Source organism: Acetobacter nitrogenifigens DSM 23921 = NBRC 105050 (assembly GCF_000429165.1).
In the GTDB taxonomy this organism is placed as follows: domain Bacteria; phylum Pseudomonadota; class Alphaproteobacteria; order Acetobacterales; family Acetobacteraceae; genus Acetobacter; species Acetobacter nitrogenifigens.
Map to the genome: position 1 here is coordinate 239,590 of NZ_AUBI01000001.1, position 16,524 is coordinate 256,113.

Consider the following 16,524-nt stretch of genomic DNA (forward strand, 5'->3'; position numbering starts at 1 on the left):
GCCGCGTTTTCCTCCAGGACGCGGCGTTTCCCGCGCTCCCCCAATCGGGAAGGGGCGCTGGGGAGCCCGGACGTTAAAGAGGCATCGCATGGTCACATCCAATCAGTCCCTGATCACTACGGGTGTGGCGGAGCACGACCGCAAGACGGCGGCGCATGTCGTCGCCGCGTCCTTTCTTGCGTGGACGCTCGACGCCTGCGATTTTTTCATTGTCCTGTTCACACTGGACAATGTGGCGCGCAGCTTCAACGTGTCCCTCGAAAGCATATTGCTCGCTCCCACACTCACCCTGATCACCCGCCCGATCGGCGCATATCTGTGTGGGCGCACCGCCGATAAATACGGGCGCAAACCCGTCATGATCACAACCATACTTGTTTACTCGGTCATCGAAGTCGCCTCCGCCGCAGCGCCAAATCTCTGGAGCTTTCTGGCGCTGAGAACACTTTTCGGGGTAGCGCTCGGCGGCGAGTGGGGCGTAGGAACTTCATTGATCATGGAGAGCGTGCCGTCGTCGTGGCGCGGCGTATCGTCGGGGCTTTTGCAAGCAGGTTACCCGGCGGGCTATCTGCTGGCGTCACTCGCGTTTTTGCTCCTTCCGCACATCGGATGGCGTGGGCTTTTTATTCTTGGCGGCGGCGCCGTCTTTTCGGCGATCTATATCTGGCTACGTGTCCCGGAGAGCCCGGACTGGCTGGCGCGTAAGCGCTCCGGCGTCGACACTACTGAAGATGCCCCAGGTATGTCGCGAATTGTTTCCAGCAACGCCGCGTTGTGCATTTTCGCCATAACCCTCATGGCGTCGTTCAATTTTATGAGTCACGGATCGCAGGATTTGTATCCGAAGGTATTTCTTGGACTCGAGCGTAGAATTCCCTACCCATCCATCACGCTGATGGTCGTCCTTTACAATATAGCGGCTATCGCAGGAGGACTATTTTTTGGCTTTCTGTCCCAACACATAACACGACAATACAGCATAGCGCTTGCGGCGTTGCTCACCCTGCCTCTCCTTCCATTGTGGACGCTGCCACATTCGATCATGTGGCTTACCATCGGCGCTGTATGCATACAGTTTTGTATCCAGGGCGCATGGGGCGTCGTACCCGCCTATCTCAGCGAACTGTCTCCACCCGAAATCCGCGCCACCTTTCCCGGCCTCGCATACCAGTGCGGGAACCTGATCGCGGCGAGCAACGCGTTGCTGCAAACAGCTATCGCATCAGCACTTGGGACCGGACTGGGGCCGGCGATGATGCTGACTGTGGGTCTTGCTGCGTTCAGCGTCCTGTCTCTGACGCTTCTGAACGCACGACGGGCACGTCGTCTGGATGAAATTGCCCGCCCTCGTATCTGAAAAACGCCTGGGCGATTTCATGCGTGCGTTTCGCGAGCCAATTCTACTCTTCTGACGGCAGAGCTGTTCCGGGATTCCTGCTGCAACACGTCCACCACGCAGATCGGTTAACGTTCGTGGAAGCGACGTAACATCCTCAGCACGCGTTGGAGACGTCGCCGATCATCGGACAATCGTCGCTACCCTTCAAATCGAAAGCTTGTTGGCTAGCGCCAGCCAGCCTTCAGGCTCGTCAATCAAAGCGAGCCAGTCATATTGATGTCCCTGACTGCCGTAGGTGGAACTGAACACCGTCTTGATAATGCGAGTGGCCGGGCCGGCGTTGGCCCGCCCGGCCTCTTCCTTGGCGTAACTTGCGCCAGCCTGCGCCAGCACGTCACGCCGCTGCGCCTGATACGCGGTTTTCGCGAAATGCCGCGTCAGAAATCCGCCGGCTCCGGTGTTACGAGCGAGGTACTGCGCCTCCTGCTGGGATTGCTGCGGAATATGTCGGCGTGCGGCCCCTGTCGTGTTCTGATCCAGCGTGTGATTGAACTCGGCCTGTTCGATCGTCGCCCGAAAATGAATGTAAGCCGCCGCCACGTAGATATTCGTCGATTCATCCGACGGAACCGGGGTGTTATGGTTTTCCTGATCGAAAACTTTTTTGAAAAATTTCAACCAGTCAGGAGACAGTTTATCGAGAGATTTGTATGTGCTGGCGGTGATCTGCACGCCGCTGCCGACCTGTTTGGCGACGGTGCTGATGTCCACTCCCTGCCCGTAAACCAGACCAGCGCCATGCGGGGAGGCGCCAGCGAAGAAATCGGCCGTTTTCTTGAGGATTTTTTTTGTCTTCGATTCTTTTACGTTATTGAAGGAATCTTTCAGTTTTTTATCAGAACCTGCGTCCAACTCAATATTATGCAGCTTGTAACGTTTTACGGAAGTACTTGTGAGCGACAGCATCGCCTTGGTCAGCTGCGCGACATCGACGACCGTTTTTGGACGTAGAAAAATGCTTAAGAGCGACGCCAAAGAACTTGCCGTCTGTCGCTTCGAACGGCGCTTGAAATATGCAATGGTGTTGTAAGGCGTTGACGACTGCGTTCCCTTGTAAGGCTCCAGGCTGAGATAGGGATTAGGAATGTATATTTTGGCGTCGCCATAGATCGTGGCGTGAGCCCATCCGCCTTTGCAGTACCCTCGAACGCGCGTGTACGCTTCTTCGAACGCCGTAAAGACGCCCAGGCCAGATGAAGACATATTGAATGCCGTAGCCACCTGATCCGGCGTTTTGCCAAAAAAACTCGCGAACCCGATAATGCTGAATACCTGCGACGAATAATCACAATAATCGATGATGCGTTGATTAATATCGCCACGCTCAGCCATCGCGCTCTTATGTTTGATGATGCGCTCGACAATGGCCTTGCAGTCGGGCGGGGTCGTCAACGTCATTCCAGGCGTGAAGGCGGCCTCCAGGGCTCCGACCTTTCTCGGCCCCGCATTGATGGTTCCCCACGCGGAACTGCCGCCGATCGTGCTGACCATCCTGTCTCTCCCGTTATCTGCCGGACCGTTTTCACAACTCTGCGCGCAGCTTAACGACAAATTATCGTAAGCTGCTATTGTAATTGCGTTACAATCGTCAGATTCAGAAGATTAGCGGTCTCAGCGGGAGACTGGAGCCCCAACCGCCGACGGCCCGGTGAACCGCGGCGGTCCATAGACTTCTCGCGCACGCCGAATAAATGCCGAGACCATCAGGCGTACAGCCTCGTTGAACACCACGCCGATCGCCGCTTGCAACAATCTCGAACGGAACTCGAAGTCGACGAAGAAATCGACCAGACAACCGTTGGGGTCCGGCGAGAACGTCCAGACGTTGTTCAAATACCGAAACGGTCCCTTCTCATAGGTCACTCGGATACATTTTGGCCGGTCCAGCGCGACGCGGGACGTGAACGTCTCACGGAACGGCCCGAAACCAACGGTCAGATCCGCGACAAGTTCGCTCGTTGTGCGCGTACGCACGCGCACATTAGCGCACCACGGAAGAAACTGCGGATAACGCCCGACATCAGCAACAAGATCGAAAACTTCTTCGGGGGTGTAATTCAGAACCCGCCGCTCCGCATGCGTAGGCATCAGGAAGCGCCCACCCCCGACGCCGCGTTCCTGTCGCGAAGCAGCGCCTCGCGCGCAGCGCGCAAGGCGGCGAAATCGGCGTCTGCGTGATAGGAGGAGCGCGTCAATGGGGTCGCGCTGACCTGCAGGAAGCCCTTCACCCGCGCCATGGTCGCATACTCGCCAAACTCGTCCGGCGTCACGAACCGGGCGACGGCCGCATGCTTCACTGTGGGCTGCAGATACTGACCCATCGTGATGAAATCGACGTCCGCGATGCGGAAATCGTCCATCACCTGCGCCAGTTCCATCTTCTCCTCGCCAAGCCCAAGCATCAGGCCGGACTTCGTGAAAATCGACGGGTCGATCTGCTTCACGCGATCGAGCAGACGCAGCGACTGATAATAGCGGGCGCCGGGACGGATGGTCGGGTACAAGCGTGGCACCGTCTCAATATTATGGTTGAACACGTCCGGTTTGGCCGCGACGACCACTTCCAGCGCGCCGGGCTTACGCAGGAAGTCAGGCGTCAGGATCTCTATCGTCGTTTCTGGCGACGCAAGACGTATCGCCGCGATCACCCGGGCGAAATGCTCTGCTCCACCATCGCGCAGATCGTCGCGGTCGACAGAGGTGATGACGACATGGCGCAGACCGAGCTTGGCGACCGCATCGGCCACCCGCTGAGGCTCGTCATGATCCAACGCGTTCGGCAGGCCGGTCGTGACGTTGCAGAAAGCGCAGGCGCGCGTGCAAATCTCGCCCATGATCATCATGGTCGCATGGCGCTGCGTCCAGCACTCGCCGATGTTCGGGCACGCAGCCTCCTCACACACCGTCACGAGCTTGTTGTCGCGCATCAGCTTGCGCGTCTCGTGATAGGTCGGATGATTCGGAGCCTTGACCCGTATCCAGTCTGGCTTGCGCGCAATCGGATTGTCGGGCCGATGCGCCTTCTCGGGATGCCGCGCGCCAGCGCCGCTCTTGCGATGATCGATCAGAACGCGAGTGCTCATGAGACCCCAGTTGCCGCAACGCTTCTCCAGCCTGAGAAGTGCGGCGGCGGGCGGCGGGCGTCAAGCGCCGACTGGACCACAAGACCACTCCGACGCATGACCGCCGTGCGCCACGCGCTCACTAACCGCAGAATTCCGCCGCCTGACAGCATTCCGAGGTAAGGTCGCGCACGCAAGCTTGAGCAGTCCACCACATGCGCTCGCGTCGTTTGGCTCCCGCGTGCGGCCATTCTATAGTGCCCGGGTGACTACGCCATCCCATCTCGACCGCCTGAATCCGGAACAGCGCGCCGCCATTGAAACGACGGAGGGGCCGCTGCTTGTCCTCGCGGGCGCGGGAACCGGCAAGACGCGGGTCCTGACCACCCGCTTCGCTCATATCCTCCTGTCGGGGCGGGCGAAGCCGTGGCAGATTCTCGCCGTTACCTTCACCAACAAGGCGTCACGGGAAATGCGCGAACGCATCGCGACATTGCTGGGGGAGCCGGTCGAAGGGCTCTGGCTCGGCACGTTCCACGCCCTGTGCGCGCGTATGCTCCGCCGCCACGCAGATTATGTTGGACTGACAAGTTCATTCACGATCCTCGACACCGACGATCAGCTCCGCCTGTTAAAGCAAGTCGTCGAGCCTTGGCGTGTCGACGTGAAGCGATGGCCCCTACCGGGGCTGCTCGGCGTCATTCATCGATGGAAGGACCGCGGTCTGACGCCTGAACGGGTTACGTCGTCCGAAGATACGGAATACGCCGACGGCAACGCGCGGGCGATCTACGCCGCCTACCAGACGCGGCTGCGGGAACTCAACGCCTGCGATTTCGGCGACTTGATGCTCCATGTGACGGAGATCCTCCGCTCCCGTCCCGACGTGCTCGAGCAATACCAACGCTCTTTTCGCTATATTCTGGTGGACGAGTATCAGGACACCAACACGATTCAGTATCTCTGGCTCCGTCTGCTCGCCAAGCGCCCGGACGGTTCGTCCAACATCTGCTGCGTCGGGGACGACGACCAGTCGATTTACTCCTGGCGCGGCGCGGAGGTGGAAAACATCCTGCGCTTCGAGACCGACTTTCCCGGCGCGAAGATCGTGCGCCTCGAACGCAACTACCGCTCCACCGCCCAGATTCTTGGCGCCGCGTCCGGGTTGATCGCGCATAACGACGGGCGTCTGGGCAAGACCCTTCGTCCCGGACGCGACGACGCCGAAGGCGAACCGGTTCGCATTGTCGGCGTATGGGATTCCGACGCCGAAGCGCGAACCGTATGTGAACGTATCGAAGCCTGGCGACGCGACGGGCACGCGCTCGGCGAATTCGCCATTCTCGTTCGCGCAGGGTTCCAGACCCGCGCCTTCGAGGAACGGCTGGTCCAGACCGGCATCCCCTATCGCATCGTCGGCGGCCTGCGTTTCTACGAACGCGCCGAAATCCGCGACGCAATGGCCTATATGCGCGTCATGCACCACCCGGCGGACGATCTGGCGTTCGAGCGCATCGTCAACACGCCGAAACGCGGCGTCGGACCAGCGGCGTTACAGAAGCTGCACGCCGCCGCCCGCCCTGCCCGCATTGGGTTGACGCAGGCGGCGCGCGACCTGATCGGCGGCGGCGCGATGCGCGGCAAGACGGCCGAGAACATCGCCACCCTGCTCGACAGGCTCGACGAGGCGCGGACGCTGATGGAACGCGAGGGCCACGTGGTCGCGGTCGGCGCGCTGCTTGAAGAAAGCGGCTATCTCGACATGTGGCGCAACGACACGTCTCCTGAAGCGCCCGGTCGTCTGGAAAACCTCAAGGAACTTGTCCGCGCGCTGGCGGATTTCGGATCTCTTGGCGAATTTCTGGAGCATGTGGCGCTCGTCATGGACGCGGAAGGCGCGGCGGAAGAAGCCCGAGTCTCCGTGATGACCCTGCACGGCGCGAAAGGCCTCGAATTCGACACGGTATTTCTCCCCGGTTGGGAGGAAGGCGTGTTCCCCTCCCAGCGAACGCTCGACGAGGGCGGCGAAAAGGGGCTGGAGGAAGAGCGGCGCCTCGCCTACGTGGGTGTCACTCGCGCCCGCCATCGGGCAATCATCCTGCACGCGGCCAACCGGCGTATCTACGCAAACTGGCAGGAATCAACGCCAAGCCGCTTCCTCGACGAATTGCCCGACGAGTATGTCGAGCGCGAAGGCGAGGTCGCCTCCCGGCAGGCCCGACGCGATTACAGCGGCTATTTCAGCTCAAGCGTCTTTTCAGACGGCGGCTCCACGTCCCTGTCGCCGCTCGTCGCCAGGCGCCGCAAACTGGCGGAGGCGCTGGCCGCCGAAATGTCGACGCTTGAAATCGGCTCGCGCGTGTTTCACCAGAAATTCGGCTATGGCGTCGTGATAGACGCCGATCGCGGCGCCGCCGAGGTCGCATTCGAGAAATCCGGATCCCGCCGCGTCATGGCGTCCTACCTCGAACTCGCACCCGACTGAACCTCGTCTTTCGTATACTCCGCCTGATCATTGTCCCGTTCACCAACAAGGAGCCTTCCATGACTGTCACGCGCCGGCGGCACGCGACCGACCTTGAGACCATCGCCGTGACTGTTCGCGAGGCGTCCGTCGAGGCGTATGAAAGCGCCATCGGCATGATCTGCACGACTGTCGGCATCTTCGAAGTCGACGAGGCCGAACGCTTCTGGCGCGTCGAGGGCGTGAAGGACGTAGGTTACGGCGAAGATGCACTCGCCTCGGCGCTGGCGATCGCGGCCCTGACCAGCGGTGAGGACGCCACGCTGGAGCGGACGCTTACCGAGACCGAAGGGTGGCTGGCGCGCACCTATGAATCCTTTCCAGCCCAACCGGTGGGAGAGCGTTTTCTCGTGCAGGGGTCGCACCTCGATACCGCCCCTGAGGCCGGACGCATCACCATCACGCTCGACGCAGGCGTCGCGTTCGGGTCGGGGGAGCACGGCTCCACGCGCGGGTGCCTTCGCGCGCTGGAACTGATCGCGCATCGCAAACCCCGCCGCATTCTCGATCTTGGCTGCGGTTCCGGCATCCTCGCCATGGGCGCCGCCGCGCTGCTGAAGCGGCCGGTTCTGGCGACAGACATTGATCCATGGTCCGTACGGGTTTCGGCGGAAAACGCAGTGCGCAACCAGTTGTCGCGCCGCGTCACCTGCCGCCTCGGCAACGGGTGGTCTACCCCGGCGATCCGCCACGCGGCGCCATACGATCTGGTGTTCGCCAACATCCTCGCCCGCCCGCTCTGCCTGATGGCCCATAGCCTGGCGGCCAATCTGGCGCCCGGCGGCACGGCCATTCTCGCCGGGTTGCTGAACAAGCAGGTCCGCATGGTGCTCGCCGCTCATCGGCGACAGGGGCTGGTTCTTGAGAAACACCTGCGCGAGGGCGACTGGGGCACGCTGATCCTCCGCAAACCCTATGACAGGAAACCCTGATGACCGTCACGACGCGACCGGCGACGTCCGAGGATGTCGCCGACATCCTGTGGCTGACCAATCAGGCGATCAGCGAGACGACCGCCATATGGGTCTCCACGCCGATGACGCAGGAACAGCGCCTCTCCTGGTTCGAACAGCGACAGCGTGACGGATTTCCCGTAATTATTGCAGAAGAAAACGGAAAAACCCTTGGCTTCGCGTCATACGGAGCGTTCCGCCCTTACGAAGGTTACGTCCATACCGTCGAACATTCCGTCTACGTCCACCCGGAATCACAGGGCAAAGGCGTGGGCCGTACGCTGCTGGACACGTTGATCGCCGAAGCGCAACGCGCCGGGCTTCACGTCATGGTGGCCGCGATTACTGCGGACAACGCGGGGTCGATCGCGCTCCATGAACGCTGCGGCTTCGAACACGCCGGGGTAATGCCCGAAGTCGGAACGAAGTTCGGTCGCTGGCTGGATCTGCTGTTCATGTATCGCCGCCTGTCGACGCCATGACCGCTCCCGCCCCTTTTCGTTGCCGATGGGCGGAAACGAACGACCTTCTGCGCGTCTACCACGATGAGGAGTGGGGCGAGCCCGTGCGAGACAGCCGGGAGCTTTGGGAAACCCTCATGCTCGAAGGGTTTCAGGCTGGGCTGTCATGGCTGATCGTGCTTCGCCGTCGGGAAACCCTGCGCGCGGCCTTTCGTGGTTTCGATCCAGAGATCGTAGCGCGCTTCGGGCCTGAGGATGTCGAACGCCTGATGGGGGATCCCGGAGTCATCCGCGCGCGGGCGAAGATAGAGGCCGCGATCGGCAACGCGCAGGCCTATCTCGCCATGCGCGAGAAGGGCGAGGATTTCGCCGCCTTCACATGGGGCATGGTTCCCGACGCGCCGATTATAAACAGGACAGGAGCCGTCCTCGCCCAGTCGCCCGCGTCCGTGGCTATGTCGAAGGCGTTGAAAGCGCGCGGCTTTCGCTTCGTCGGTCCGGTCGTTGTCTATGCGTGGATGCAGGCCGTGGGCATGGTGGACGACCACGACCCGAACTGCTTTCGCTGCGAAGCGAACCGCGTGAAGCACGACTGAGCGAATTTTTTCGAAACTATTGCGACCTTACCTGGATTGTCAGTTCCATAATCCGCCCCAACAAAGCGTTCACCAGAACAGTTTGAGCTACGCTCCGGGCCGCGTACAAATCAGGCGCGCGGGAAAACATGGCGTGCGCCAGCGCGACCCCGAACGAGCCGTGTCATCCATACTGCATGACGACCATCCATCCGCTCCCTCCATCACCGCCATTCTGGTAGGTCGTACCCGGAGACACACAAGCGCCAGAGCCGCCAGAGCCCAATTCACCCGCGTTACCGGTCTGACCCGCTCCAGCTTCCTCTCCGCCACTGTAGGGCGAACGGCTGCCTCCCATGCCGCCATAACCGAAGAAATAATTTTCGGAGATGCCGACAGCGAGCCCCGACTGCCCACCCTCCCCCTTGGAGGATACGATGACAGTGACGCCTGACGTCGTAACCACCTGCGGGTTTCCACCTACGCCTGCGCCGCCTATCACCGCCTCTCCGGTTCCTGTGCCAATCACGCCACCAAAACCGCCGCCTAGTGTGACGAAGCTGCCTATGGACGAAGGGCCGCCACTGTTGCCGCTCATCGCGCCCGCAGAAGACTGGCCGCCCCGACCACCGCAACCAAGCGACACGGTCAGCGGGAACGAGACAAGCGACGGATCGATCGCCAGTAGAGCGTAAGCGCCCGCGCCACCGCCACCGCCGATACCCGCCTGCGTAGCAGTACAGGTCGGACAACCGCCGCCCCCGCCGCCGCCTGCCGACATAGCGATAATGGCCGTCTTGCAGCGGGGCTGAACGCTGAGCGAAAATGTATTCGCACCGCCCGCCGTCGCGGCCGGCCCGACATACGACTGAATGCTCAAAAGATTTCCCGAAGCCCAGGACCCGACGAAGGCGGTCGTGGCCAGTAATGTCGACTGATCGCCCGCGGCTGGCGTCGGCGCACGCGGCGAACCGATGAACAACGGTGAGTCCTTCGGCGCCAACTGCGGAATGGTTGGGTAAAACAGCGCACTATTGGCCAGAGAAATCATGGACTGCGTTACCGCAGTCGCATTCGCGGGCAGCGCGACGCTCCAGATCAGAATGCCGCCATCAGTTGGAGGCGCCGTCGTAAGCTCCAGCGTAGCGACCGCCGCCCTGATCGTCGCCTGTGAAGCCCCGTCTCCATTCGACCCCGCGAGCGTCAGACTGTCGTCCGACGCATCGACATAACGCAGCAAGGTTGCATTTGTATCTGCAGATGACAGAACAGCAGAAATATAAAACGTCTGGGCTGCATTCGTGGCGCTGAGAGTGAAGGAGGCTCCTGAACTCACATATTGCCGGACAATCTGCGCGCTGTCCGCCGCAAGAGATCCATATGCATCGGCGTCAACAACGGCGGCGTCGTTGATGTGTCCATTTGCAACAGTCACGACAAGGTCCTGCCCGTTGCATGTCGCGGCAAACCCCACAGCAACAGGCCCCGCCGTTCCGATTGTCGCGCCAAGCGCGTTTCCTATGGCAATCTCGACGTTACGCTGAGCCGTAAGCGTATCAGTATCGGATATCACCTGACCTGGATAAACGATTACGCGATCCATGATATTTTTGAATCCACTCTGAAAAGAAAATTTTATGGAAACCGCGACCAAGACCAGCACAACCGGCCCCGCAGGAATTTTTAGAAATACTTATCAGCAATACAGAGGGAGGTTTTTGAAATATTTTTCGGCCTGGGCAATTTCGATCAACGTCCTGTCCCCGAACTTGACCGCCGAAATTTTACCTTCCGCGAGCAATTTGTAGCAAGACGTTCTACCGACGCCGAACATTTCACAAAATTGCTTAACAGAACAATATTTTTTACCAATGTTACCAGAAATAGCTTCAATCATCTGAATACTTCCGACGGAATAAAGCGGCTACTACAGACTTCCGGTCGTCCCAAGTTCCGCATACATGTTGCTGACGCTCAGGCAGCGATCATTTTAGAAAAAATTGACCATGCCCGAAGCGGCCAAAAGCGACCGCTCCTGCATATTGAACGTCCCTAACGAACAAAGATGAAAAAACGTTCGATAACGGACAATGCCGGAGACATCCGATCACGCAACCGCTGGTGCGCGGTCCATTCCTGCTCATGAAAGAAGCCAGCGCCCCCTCACCCGAGCATCAGAAAAGTCGCAGCGACTTTACGCTGCTTCCAACCCGGTATCGTCGGATGATCAGGAAAATCGCGCAGAACGCCCGGAAGTCCGGAAACTCATTTATTGTGTTTTATGATTACTCATACGGCGATAAGTCAGCGGCGCATCGGCGCTCTCGGCGATCGCGGCGTCGATCCGACTTCTGTCAGGTGAACGGCGACAAACCGGGTCGGTGGCGCCTGCGTCTCCCAGCAACGCAAGAGCCTGACACCGGCAACCGCCCCAATCTTCCTCCCGCCGGTCGCACGCGCGGCACGGCTCCGGCATCCAGTCTACGCCGCGAAAGCGGTTGAACAGATCTGACTTTGTCCAGATGGATTCGAGACCGTCCTCAAGAACCGTTGGGAAGCTGACGCCCGGAATGGTCTCCGCGGCATGACAGGGCAGCACCCGACCAGATGGGCTGATGTTGATAAAGCGCCGCCCCCACCCCCCCATGCACGGCTTGGGCTCGTCCGCATAATAATCGGGCGTGACGAAGTCGATCGCCATCTCCGCGCCGAAGCGCGCTCGCGCGGCGGCGACGTCCCTTTCGCTCTGCTCAAGTTGAGCCCGCGTTGGCAGGAGCGTCGCACGATTCTTCAAGCCCCAGCCGTAATACTGCGTGTGAGCGATCTCTACCCGACGCGCGCCCAATTCCTCCGCCAGATCGAACATCTGCGGAATACGCTCCACATTCAGACGGTGAACCACAAAATTCAACGTCAGCGGCACACCCTGCGCGACAATCACCCGCGCCGCCTCCAACTTCCGCGCCTGCGCGTTTTTCATGCCGCCAATCAGATCCGCGCCTTCGGGCGTGACGTCCTGAAATGAAAGCTGAACATGATCCACGCCAGCATCGACCAGCGGAATGAAAGACGCCTCATCCAGAAGAATACCTGACGTGATCAGGTTCACATACAGACCTGCTTTCGCAGCTCTTCGCACCAGTTCCGGAAGATCCTTGCGCGCCATTGGCTCGCCACCGGAAAAATGCGCCTGAAGAACACCAAGATCCGCCGCTTCGTCCAGAACACGCATCCACACGTCCGTCGGAAGCTCGTTTCTGACGTTTTCAAGCGCGAGCGGATTGGAGCAATATGGACACTGAAGCGGGCAACGATGCGTCAACTCCGCCAGAAGGCTCATAGGAAACGGAATTGTCATGATTTGCACACGAGAATCTGACGCGCCGCCAAATCCTCAACCATGTCGATGACATCACGAGCAATCAGATCCCGAGGCGCATCGTAATCCGACGCCAGAGCGTCAATGATTGCAGCCAGCGTTGCGTTTCCGTCAACACGCTGAAGAATGGAGGCAGCGACAGGGTCGACAATGAAAGCACGCTCCGGCGCCTGCACAATCCACTGGTCACGAACCCTGTCGCGCTGCAAACGAACGCCCCGCAGAAAACCGGGAACTCTGGCCTCGAGGTCAGCGCTCATCATGTAGATTTACCCTGCGCGCGGCGCGAATGCGCCGGGCGGAACAAAGCCGGGCGCCACATATGCATAATCCAGAGCGTCCAGCATCGACCACAGCACGCCGCACTTGAAGCGCAACGCGTCCATTACCGCCTGCTGCCGTTCCACCGTACGGGCATGCTCCTTCACATAGAAAAGCGCGAAGTCAGAATCACGTGGCGCCTGCGTAAGACGCGGCGTGAAATAGGCGAGCGTTTCCTCCGTGATGAAGCTATAATTTCGCAACATTCCCGATACACGTTCGCTGATGATGTTCGGCGAAAAAAGTTCGGTAAGAGACGACGCAATCGCCTCGAGTATGGAGCGTTCTCCGACGAAATGGACGTAGGCGTCGACGGCGAAGCGCGTGCCCGGCAAAAGACCGTCCAGCGATTCAACATAGTCCCTGTCCAACCCCAACCCGTCGGTCAGACGCAGCCAGCGCGCGACGCCGCCCGTGCCGGGCTCCGTGCCGTCGTGATCCTCGATGCGGCGGCGCCACTCCCGCCGCAGTTCCGCAGTCGGCAACCGGGCAAGCAACGTGGCGTCCTTGGCCGGAATACGGGCCTGATAATAGTACCGGTTAAGCGCCCAGGCTTGCACCTGCGCCTTGCTCAGCCTGCCGTCATGCAACGCGCGGTGAAACGGATGCAGGTTGTGATAGCGTTCGGCGCCGATGGCGCGAAGAGCCGTCTCGAGTTCGTCCGGGGTCAGAAGCCTGTCGCTCACAACTCGATCCTCATGCCATCAAAAGCCACGTCCCAGCCATCACTTTCCACTCGCGCCCGTTCGGGGGAGTCCGCCAGCAGGATGGGATTCGAATTATTGATGTGGATAAAGACCTTGTGTTTCACATCAAGATCTCTGAACGCGGCGATCACGCCATCCTGTCCGCTCACCGACATATGTCCCATACGGCGCCCCGTCTTCTGCCCCAGACCGGCGCGGATCATTTCGTCATCCTGCCAAAGCGTGCCATCGAACATCACAAGGTCCGCGCCCTTGACCCTCTCTCGAAGCGCATCGGTCATGCGCGCACAGCCCGGTATATAAAACGCTCGGACATCTCCATCAGTGATTTCCAGCCCGGTCGTCTCGCCATTTTCAACCACGGCCGCCGGATCTTCGCCCTTTTCCGCATAGAGCGGCACTTTCCCCGGCGCCGCGAACAGGCGAACTTCAAGAGTCTGCAACGTCAATGGCTCGTCGAGCGCCACGGCATGCCGACCTACGATCTCCCGGTTTAACGCTTCAAAAATGGGGTTTGCGTCGATCTGTTCAAGAACCTGGGCCGTCGCGAACAGATCAAACGGTTCGCGCTCACGGAGCGTCAACAACCCTGCAATAGTGTCGACCTCCGCGCCAGTCAGGACGACGCTGGCGATAGGTGTCGACCGCAACCCATGCTTCGGCTGCAACTCCCGCGTCGCGCCGATCTGTTGCCGGATATCAGGAGACGCGTTCACCACATGCCATCGCTCTCCGTCGCCGGAAAAGGCGATCGAGGCCTGCGTTCTGGCCGATGCGGCAGGGTCGCCCTCCCGTGCGCGGTTACAGGCGGAAGCGTTGGAGTTCCACTGGGGAAAGCCGCCTCCAGCGGCAGCGCCGAGCACAATCACTTTGAGCATGTCGGTGGCTATAAACGTAAAACGCCGTCAGCGCGAGGCGCCGACGGCGTTTCAACCATTGAACGCTATGTTCTGGTCTTACTTCTTCTGACCGCAAACATAGCTGTTGATCTCCGCGCCCAGGGGCACTTCGGTGATCTTCGGTGTGTTCCATGCCATAGCTGTGATTCTCCTTCGAAGTTAGACTCCCATGAACTATATGCCGCCATCTTTCGATATGGCGTCACGAAGTCGTGAACCCTATCGAATACCGCTGTCCCGCCTTCAACGACACGCAACGCTCTCGGCGACAAGACGACCGCTTGTGGCGCATCGCCACGCCTCTCCCCCTTGTTCTAAGGTCTTGTCACGGGGCGCCTCCGCGCCCGACTCTCGTTTTGCCGCACCAGGAGTTGACCTGCCGCCATGCCCGACGCTTCACCGGCCCGAACAACCGAACTCGCCCGTCGGCTCGCCGCATTGCGAGCCCTTATTGCCGAGGAGGGGCTCGACGGGCTGATCGTCCCAAGAAGCGACGAGTATCTGGGAGAATACGTGCCTGCCAGCGCCGAGCGCCTGGCGTGGATCAGCGGGTTTACCGGCAGCGCCGGAGTTGCGGCGATTCTGACGGATCGCGCCGCCGTTTTTTCTGATGGCCGCTACATCACCCAGATGGATGAAGAGGTGGACGCCTCCTTGTGGGAAAAGCGGCACATCACGGAGACCCCGCCCCGCGAGTGGCTGTCCTCCCGGACTCAATCCGAGGTGCAGACGCGGATAGGATATGATCCGCGCGTGATGAGCCGCGCCGCGCGCGACGCCTTGCAAAGCAGCCGCATCGAACTCGTCCCCACGTCCCGCAACCTGATCGACGCTATCTGGTCCGACCGCCCGGCGGAACCGCTCTCGCCCGCCATTATCCAGTCGCTGGAATTCTCCGGAGTGGGCAGCGCCGAAAAGCGATCCGAACTGGCTGAGGCGCTTGCCGCCTCGGGGCACGATGTCACTGTCGTCAGCGACACGACATCTATTGCGTGGCTGCTCAACATCCGTGGCGCCGACGTGCCCAGCACGCCCGTAACCCTTAGCACCGCGTTGCTTCACCGGGACGGACGGGTCGACCTGTTCATCGACGAGCGGAAGATCAGCCCGGAAATTCGACAGTGGCTTGGCAACGAGGTCGCCATCCGTGCACCGAATGAAATGGCCGAAGCGTTGTCCGGGCTATCCGGCAAGACGGTCGCTCTCGATCCCGCAGGAACGCCCGTCTGGTTCGAACAGACCCTCGCCGCGGCCGGAGCCAAAACTGTCGACGTTACCGACCCATGCGCACTGCCGCGTGCGCGCAAAAATCGAATCGAACAGCAAGGCGCACGGACGGCGCACCTCCGCGACGCCGTGGCGGTCTGTCGTTTCCTTTATTGGCTCAAAAGCTCCGCCGTTGGCTCCACCGAGCTGGACGCCGCCGCCCGCCTGCAGGCTTTCCGCGCAGAAGCCCCGGAATATCGCGACGATTCTTTCACCGCGATCTCCGGCGTGGGGCCGAACGGCGCGATCATGCATTACCGGGTGACGCCGGAGTCCAGTCGACCAATCGGCGCGGACATGGTCTATTTGATAGACAGCGGCGGACAGTATCCCGACGGCACGACCGACATCACGCGCACGGTCTGGACCGGCCCGAACGAGCCGCCAGCGGAGATCAAATCCTGCTTTACCCGCGTTCTGAAGGGTAACCTGCTGCTGGCGCGCGCCGTATTCCCTGTCGGAACCACGGGACATGCGCTCGATTCGCTTGCGCGCTACGCATTGTGGCAGGCCAGACTCGATTTCGACCATGGAACCGGTCATGGCGTCGGCAGCTACCTTTCGGTTCACGAAGGACCACAGAGAATCGCAAAGGCGCCTAACGCCATCGCGCTGGCCCCGGGCATGATCGTCTCCAACGAGCCCGGATATTACCGGCCCGGCGCCTTCGGGATCAGACTCGAGACCCTGCTTCTGGTCTGCGAACCGGAGATCGGTCCGGACGGCAAAGCCTTTCTCTCATTCGAAACACTGACCCTCGCGCCCTTTGATCAGCGTCTGATCGACATCGACGTTCTTGGTGAGGAAGACGCCCGGATTCTCGACACGTATCACGCTCACGTCCTCGCGAGCGTTGGGCCGCTTCTACCGTCCGACGAGCGCTCGTGGCTCGCGCATGCCTGCTCCCCCATCAAGAGGAAGTGAAAACACGCGATTGCGCATCGCGCTCCGACGCGATGCAAGGCAGAACAGGCGGCG

16 protein-coding genes are annotated in these 16,524 nt (G+C 60.5%); 6 read left to right on the plus strand and 10 right to left on the minus strand.

What is annotated here, in order from left to right; translation table 11 throughout:
- Positions 1–88 precede the first annotated feature (88 nt).
- Complete coding sequence (locus G442_RS0101140) at positions 89–1,357, plus strand: MFS transporter (RefSeq protein ID WP_035375997.1); 1,269 nt, start codon at positions 89–91, stop codon at positions 1,355–1,357.
- Positions 1,358–1,543: 186 nt separating this feature from the next.
- Here the strand turns inward: G442_RS0101140 and G442_RS0101145 are convergent, their stop codons facing one another.
- From G442_RS0101145 to lipA, 3 genes are all read right to left on the minus strand, one after another.
- Positions 1,544–2,890, minus strand: coding sequence for a hypothetical protein (locus G442_RS0101145; RefSeq protein ID WP_026396505.1), 1,347 nt, complete (start codon positions 2,888–2,890; stop codon positions 1,544–1,546).
- Between the two features lie 120 nt (positions 2,891–3,010).
- A complete protein-coding gene (locus G442_RS20295) occupies positions 3,011–3,487 on the minus strand; it encodes a type II toxin-antitoxin system RatA family toxin (protein WP_051291785.1) in 477 nt (158 codons plus the stop codon).
- Positions 3,487–4,482 carry a lipoyl synthase gene (lipA, locus tag G442_RS0101155; protein ID WP_026396506.1) on the minus strand — a complete coding sequence of 332 codons (996 nt, stop codon included), beginning with the start codon at positions 4,480–4,482 and terminating at the stop codon, positions 3,487–3,489. Before lipA ends, G442_RS20295 begins: the two co-directional genes overlap by 1 nt.
- Before the next feature lie 244 nt (positions 4,483–4,726).
- On the opposite strand from lipA, the gene G442_RS0101160 reads away from it, so the two are divergent.
- Genes G442_RS0101160 through G442_RS0101175 form a run of 4 tightly spaced genes read left to right on the plus strand, consistent with a single transcriptional unit; the run spans position 4,727 to position 8,995 of the window.
- The gene (locus tag G442_RS0101160; RefSeq protein ID WP_026396507.1) at positions 4,727–6,946 is read left to right on the plus strand and encodes an ATP-dependent helicase; all 2,220 of its coding nucleotides are present in this window, start codon (positions 4,727–4,729) and stop codon (positions 6,944–6,946) included.
- A 59-nt stretch (positions 6,947–7,005) separates the two neighbouring features.
- A complete protein-coding gene (locus G442_RS0101165) occupies positions 7,006–7,917 on the plus strand; it encodes a 50S ribosomal protein L11 methyltransferase (protein WP_026396508.1) in 912 nt (303 codons plus the stop codon).
- Positions 7,917–8,420 carry a GNAT family N-acetyltransferase gene (locus tag G442_RS0101170; RefSeq protein ID WP_026396509.1) on the plus strand — a complete coding sequence of 168 codons (504 nt, stop codon included), beginning with the start codon at positions 7,917–7,919 and terminating at the stop codon, positions 8,418–8,420. The genes G442_RS0101165 and G442_RS0101170 overlap by 1 nt, the downstream gene beginning before the upstream one ends.
- Positions 8,417–8,995: a DNA-3-methyladenine glycosylase I gene (locus G442_RS0101175; RefSeq protein ID WP_051291786.1), complete on the plus strand. Its 579-nt coding sequence runs from the start codon at positions 8,417–8,419 to the stop codon at positions 8,993–8,995. Before G442_RS0101170 ends, G442_RS0101175 begins: the two co-directional genes overlap by 4 nt.
- Before the next feature lie 163 nt (positions 8,996–9,158).
- Here G442_RS0101175 and G442_RS23765 read toward each other — a convergent pair whose 3' ends face one another.
- From G442_RS23765 to pqqA, 7 genes are all read right to left on the minus strand, one after another.
- Positions 9,159–10,577 (minus strand): glycine-rich domain-containing protein, encoded by a 1,419-nt coding sequence (locus G442_RS23765; RefSeq protein WP_146882069.1) that lies wholly within the window; start codon positions 10,575–10,577, stop codon positions 9,159–9,161.
- A 93-nt stretch (positions 10,578–10,670) separates the two neighbouring features.
- The gene (locus G442_RS0101185) at positions 10,671–10,871 is read right to left on the minus strand and encodes a helix-turn-helix domain-containing protein (RefSeq protein ID WP_035375998.1); all 201 of its coding nucleotides are present in this window, start codon (positions 10,869–10,871) and stop codon (positions 10,671–10,673) included.
- A gap of 372 nt (positions 10,872–11,243) precedes the next feature.
- Positions 11,244–12,314, minus strand: coding sequence for a pyrroloquinoline quinone biosynthesis protein PqqE (gene pqqE, locus G442_RS0101190; RefSeq protein ID WP_026396513.1), 1,071 nt, complete (start codon positions 12,312–12,314; stop codon positions 11,244–11,246).
- A 14-nt stretch (positions 12,315–12,328) separates the two neighbouring features.
- Positions 12,329–12,613: a pyrroloquinoline quinone biosynthesis peptide chaperone PqqD gene (gene pqqD / locus G442_RS0101195; protein ID WP_408734931.1), complete on the minus strand. Its 285-nt coding sequence runs from the start codon at positions 12,611–12,613 to the stop codon at positions 12,329–12,331.
- A gap of 9 nt (positions 12,614–12,622) precedes the next feature.
- Positions 12,623–13,360 (minus strand): pyrroloquinoline-quinone synthase PqqC, encoded by a 738-nt coding sequence (pqqC, locus tag G442_RS0101200; RefSeq protein ID WP_026396515.1) that lies wholly within the window; start codon positions 13,358–13,360, stop codon positions 12,623–12,625.
- On the minus strand, positions 13,357–14,259 hold the full coding sequence (gene pqqB, locus G442_RS0101205) for a pyrroloquinoline quinone biosynthesis protein PqqB (protein ID WP_026396516.1): 903 nt from the start codon (positions 14,257–14,259) through the stop codon (positions 13,357–13,359). Before pqqB ends, pqqC begins: the two co-directional genes overlap by 4 nt.
- A 78-nt stretch (positions 14,260–14,337) precedes the next feature.
- Positions 14,338–14,418: a pyrroloquinoline quinone precursor peptide PqqA gene (gene pqqA / locus G442_RS20305; protein WP_010666882.1), complete on the minus strand. Its 81-nt coding sequence runs from the start codon at positions 14,416–14,418 to the stop codon at positions 14,338–14,340.
- Positions 14,419–14,664: 246 nt separating this feature from the next.
- Here pqqA and G442_RS0101215 point away from each other — a divergent pair, with 246 nt between their 5' ends.
- On the plus strand, positions 14,665–16,470 hold the full coding sequence (locus G442_RS0101215) for an aminopeptidase P family protein (RefSeq protein WP_035375999.1): 1,806 nt from the start codon (positions 14,665–14,667) through the stop codon (positions 16,468–16,470).
- The last annotated feature ends 54 nt before the right edge of the window (positions 16,471–16,524 follow it).

Coding starts and splice junctions, on each gene's coding strand:
- G442_RS0101165 (WP_026396508.1), top strand. CDS start 7,006: ATGACTGTCACGCGCCGGCGGCACGCGACCGACCTTGAGACCATCGCC.
- G442_RS0101170 (WP_026396509.1), top strand. CDS start 7,917: ATGACCGTCACGACGCGACCGGCGACGTCCGAGGATGTCGCCGACATC.
- pqqA (WP_010666882.1), bottom strand. CDS start 14,418: ATGGCATGGAACACACCGAAGATCACCGAAGTGCCCCTGGGCGCGGAG.
- G442_RS0101140 (WP_035375997.1), top strand. CDS start 89: ATGGTCACATCCAATCAGTCCCTGATCACTACGGGTGTGGCGGAGCAC.
- pqqE (WP_026396513.1), bottom strand. CDS start 12,314: ATGAGCCTTCTGGCGGAGTTGACGCATCGTTGCCCGCTTCAGTGTCCA.
- G442_RS20295 (WP_051291785.1), bottom strand. CDS start 3,487: ATGCCTACGCATGCGGAGCGGCGGGTTCTGAATTACACCCCCGAAGAA.
- G442_RS23765 (WP_146882069.1), bottom strand. CDS start 10,577: ATGGATCGCGTAATCGTTTATCCAGGTCAGGTGATATCCGATACTGAT.
- G442_RS0101215 (WP_035375999.1), top strand. CDS start 14,665: ATGCCCGACGCTTCACCGGCCCGAACAACCGAACTCGCCCGTCGGCTC.
- pqqB (WP_026396516.1), bottom strand. CDS start 14,259: ATGCTCAAAGTGATTGTGCTCGGCGCTGCCGCTGGAGGCGGCTTTCCC.
- lipA (WP_026396506.1), bottom strand. CDS start 4,482: ATGAGCACTCGCGTTCTGATCGATCATCGCAAGAGCGGCGCTGGCGCG.
- G442_RS0101145 (WP_026396505.1), bottom strand. CDS start 2,890: ATGGTCAGCACGATCGGCGGCAGTTCCGCGTGGGGAACCATCAATGCG.
- G442_RS0101175 (WP_051291786.1), top strand. CDS start 8,417: ATGACCGCTCCCGCCCCTTTTCGTTGCCGATGGGCGGAAACGAACGAC.
- G442_RS0101185 (WP_035375998.1), bottom strand. CDS start 10,871: ATGATTGAAGCTATTTCTGGTAACATTGGTAAAAAATATTGTTCTGTT.
- pqqD (WP_408734931.1), bottom strand. CDS start 12,613: ATGAGCGCTGACCTCGAGGCCAGAGTTCCCGGTTTTCTGCGGGGCGTT.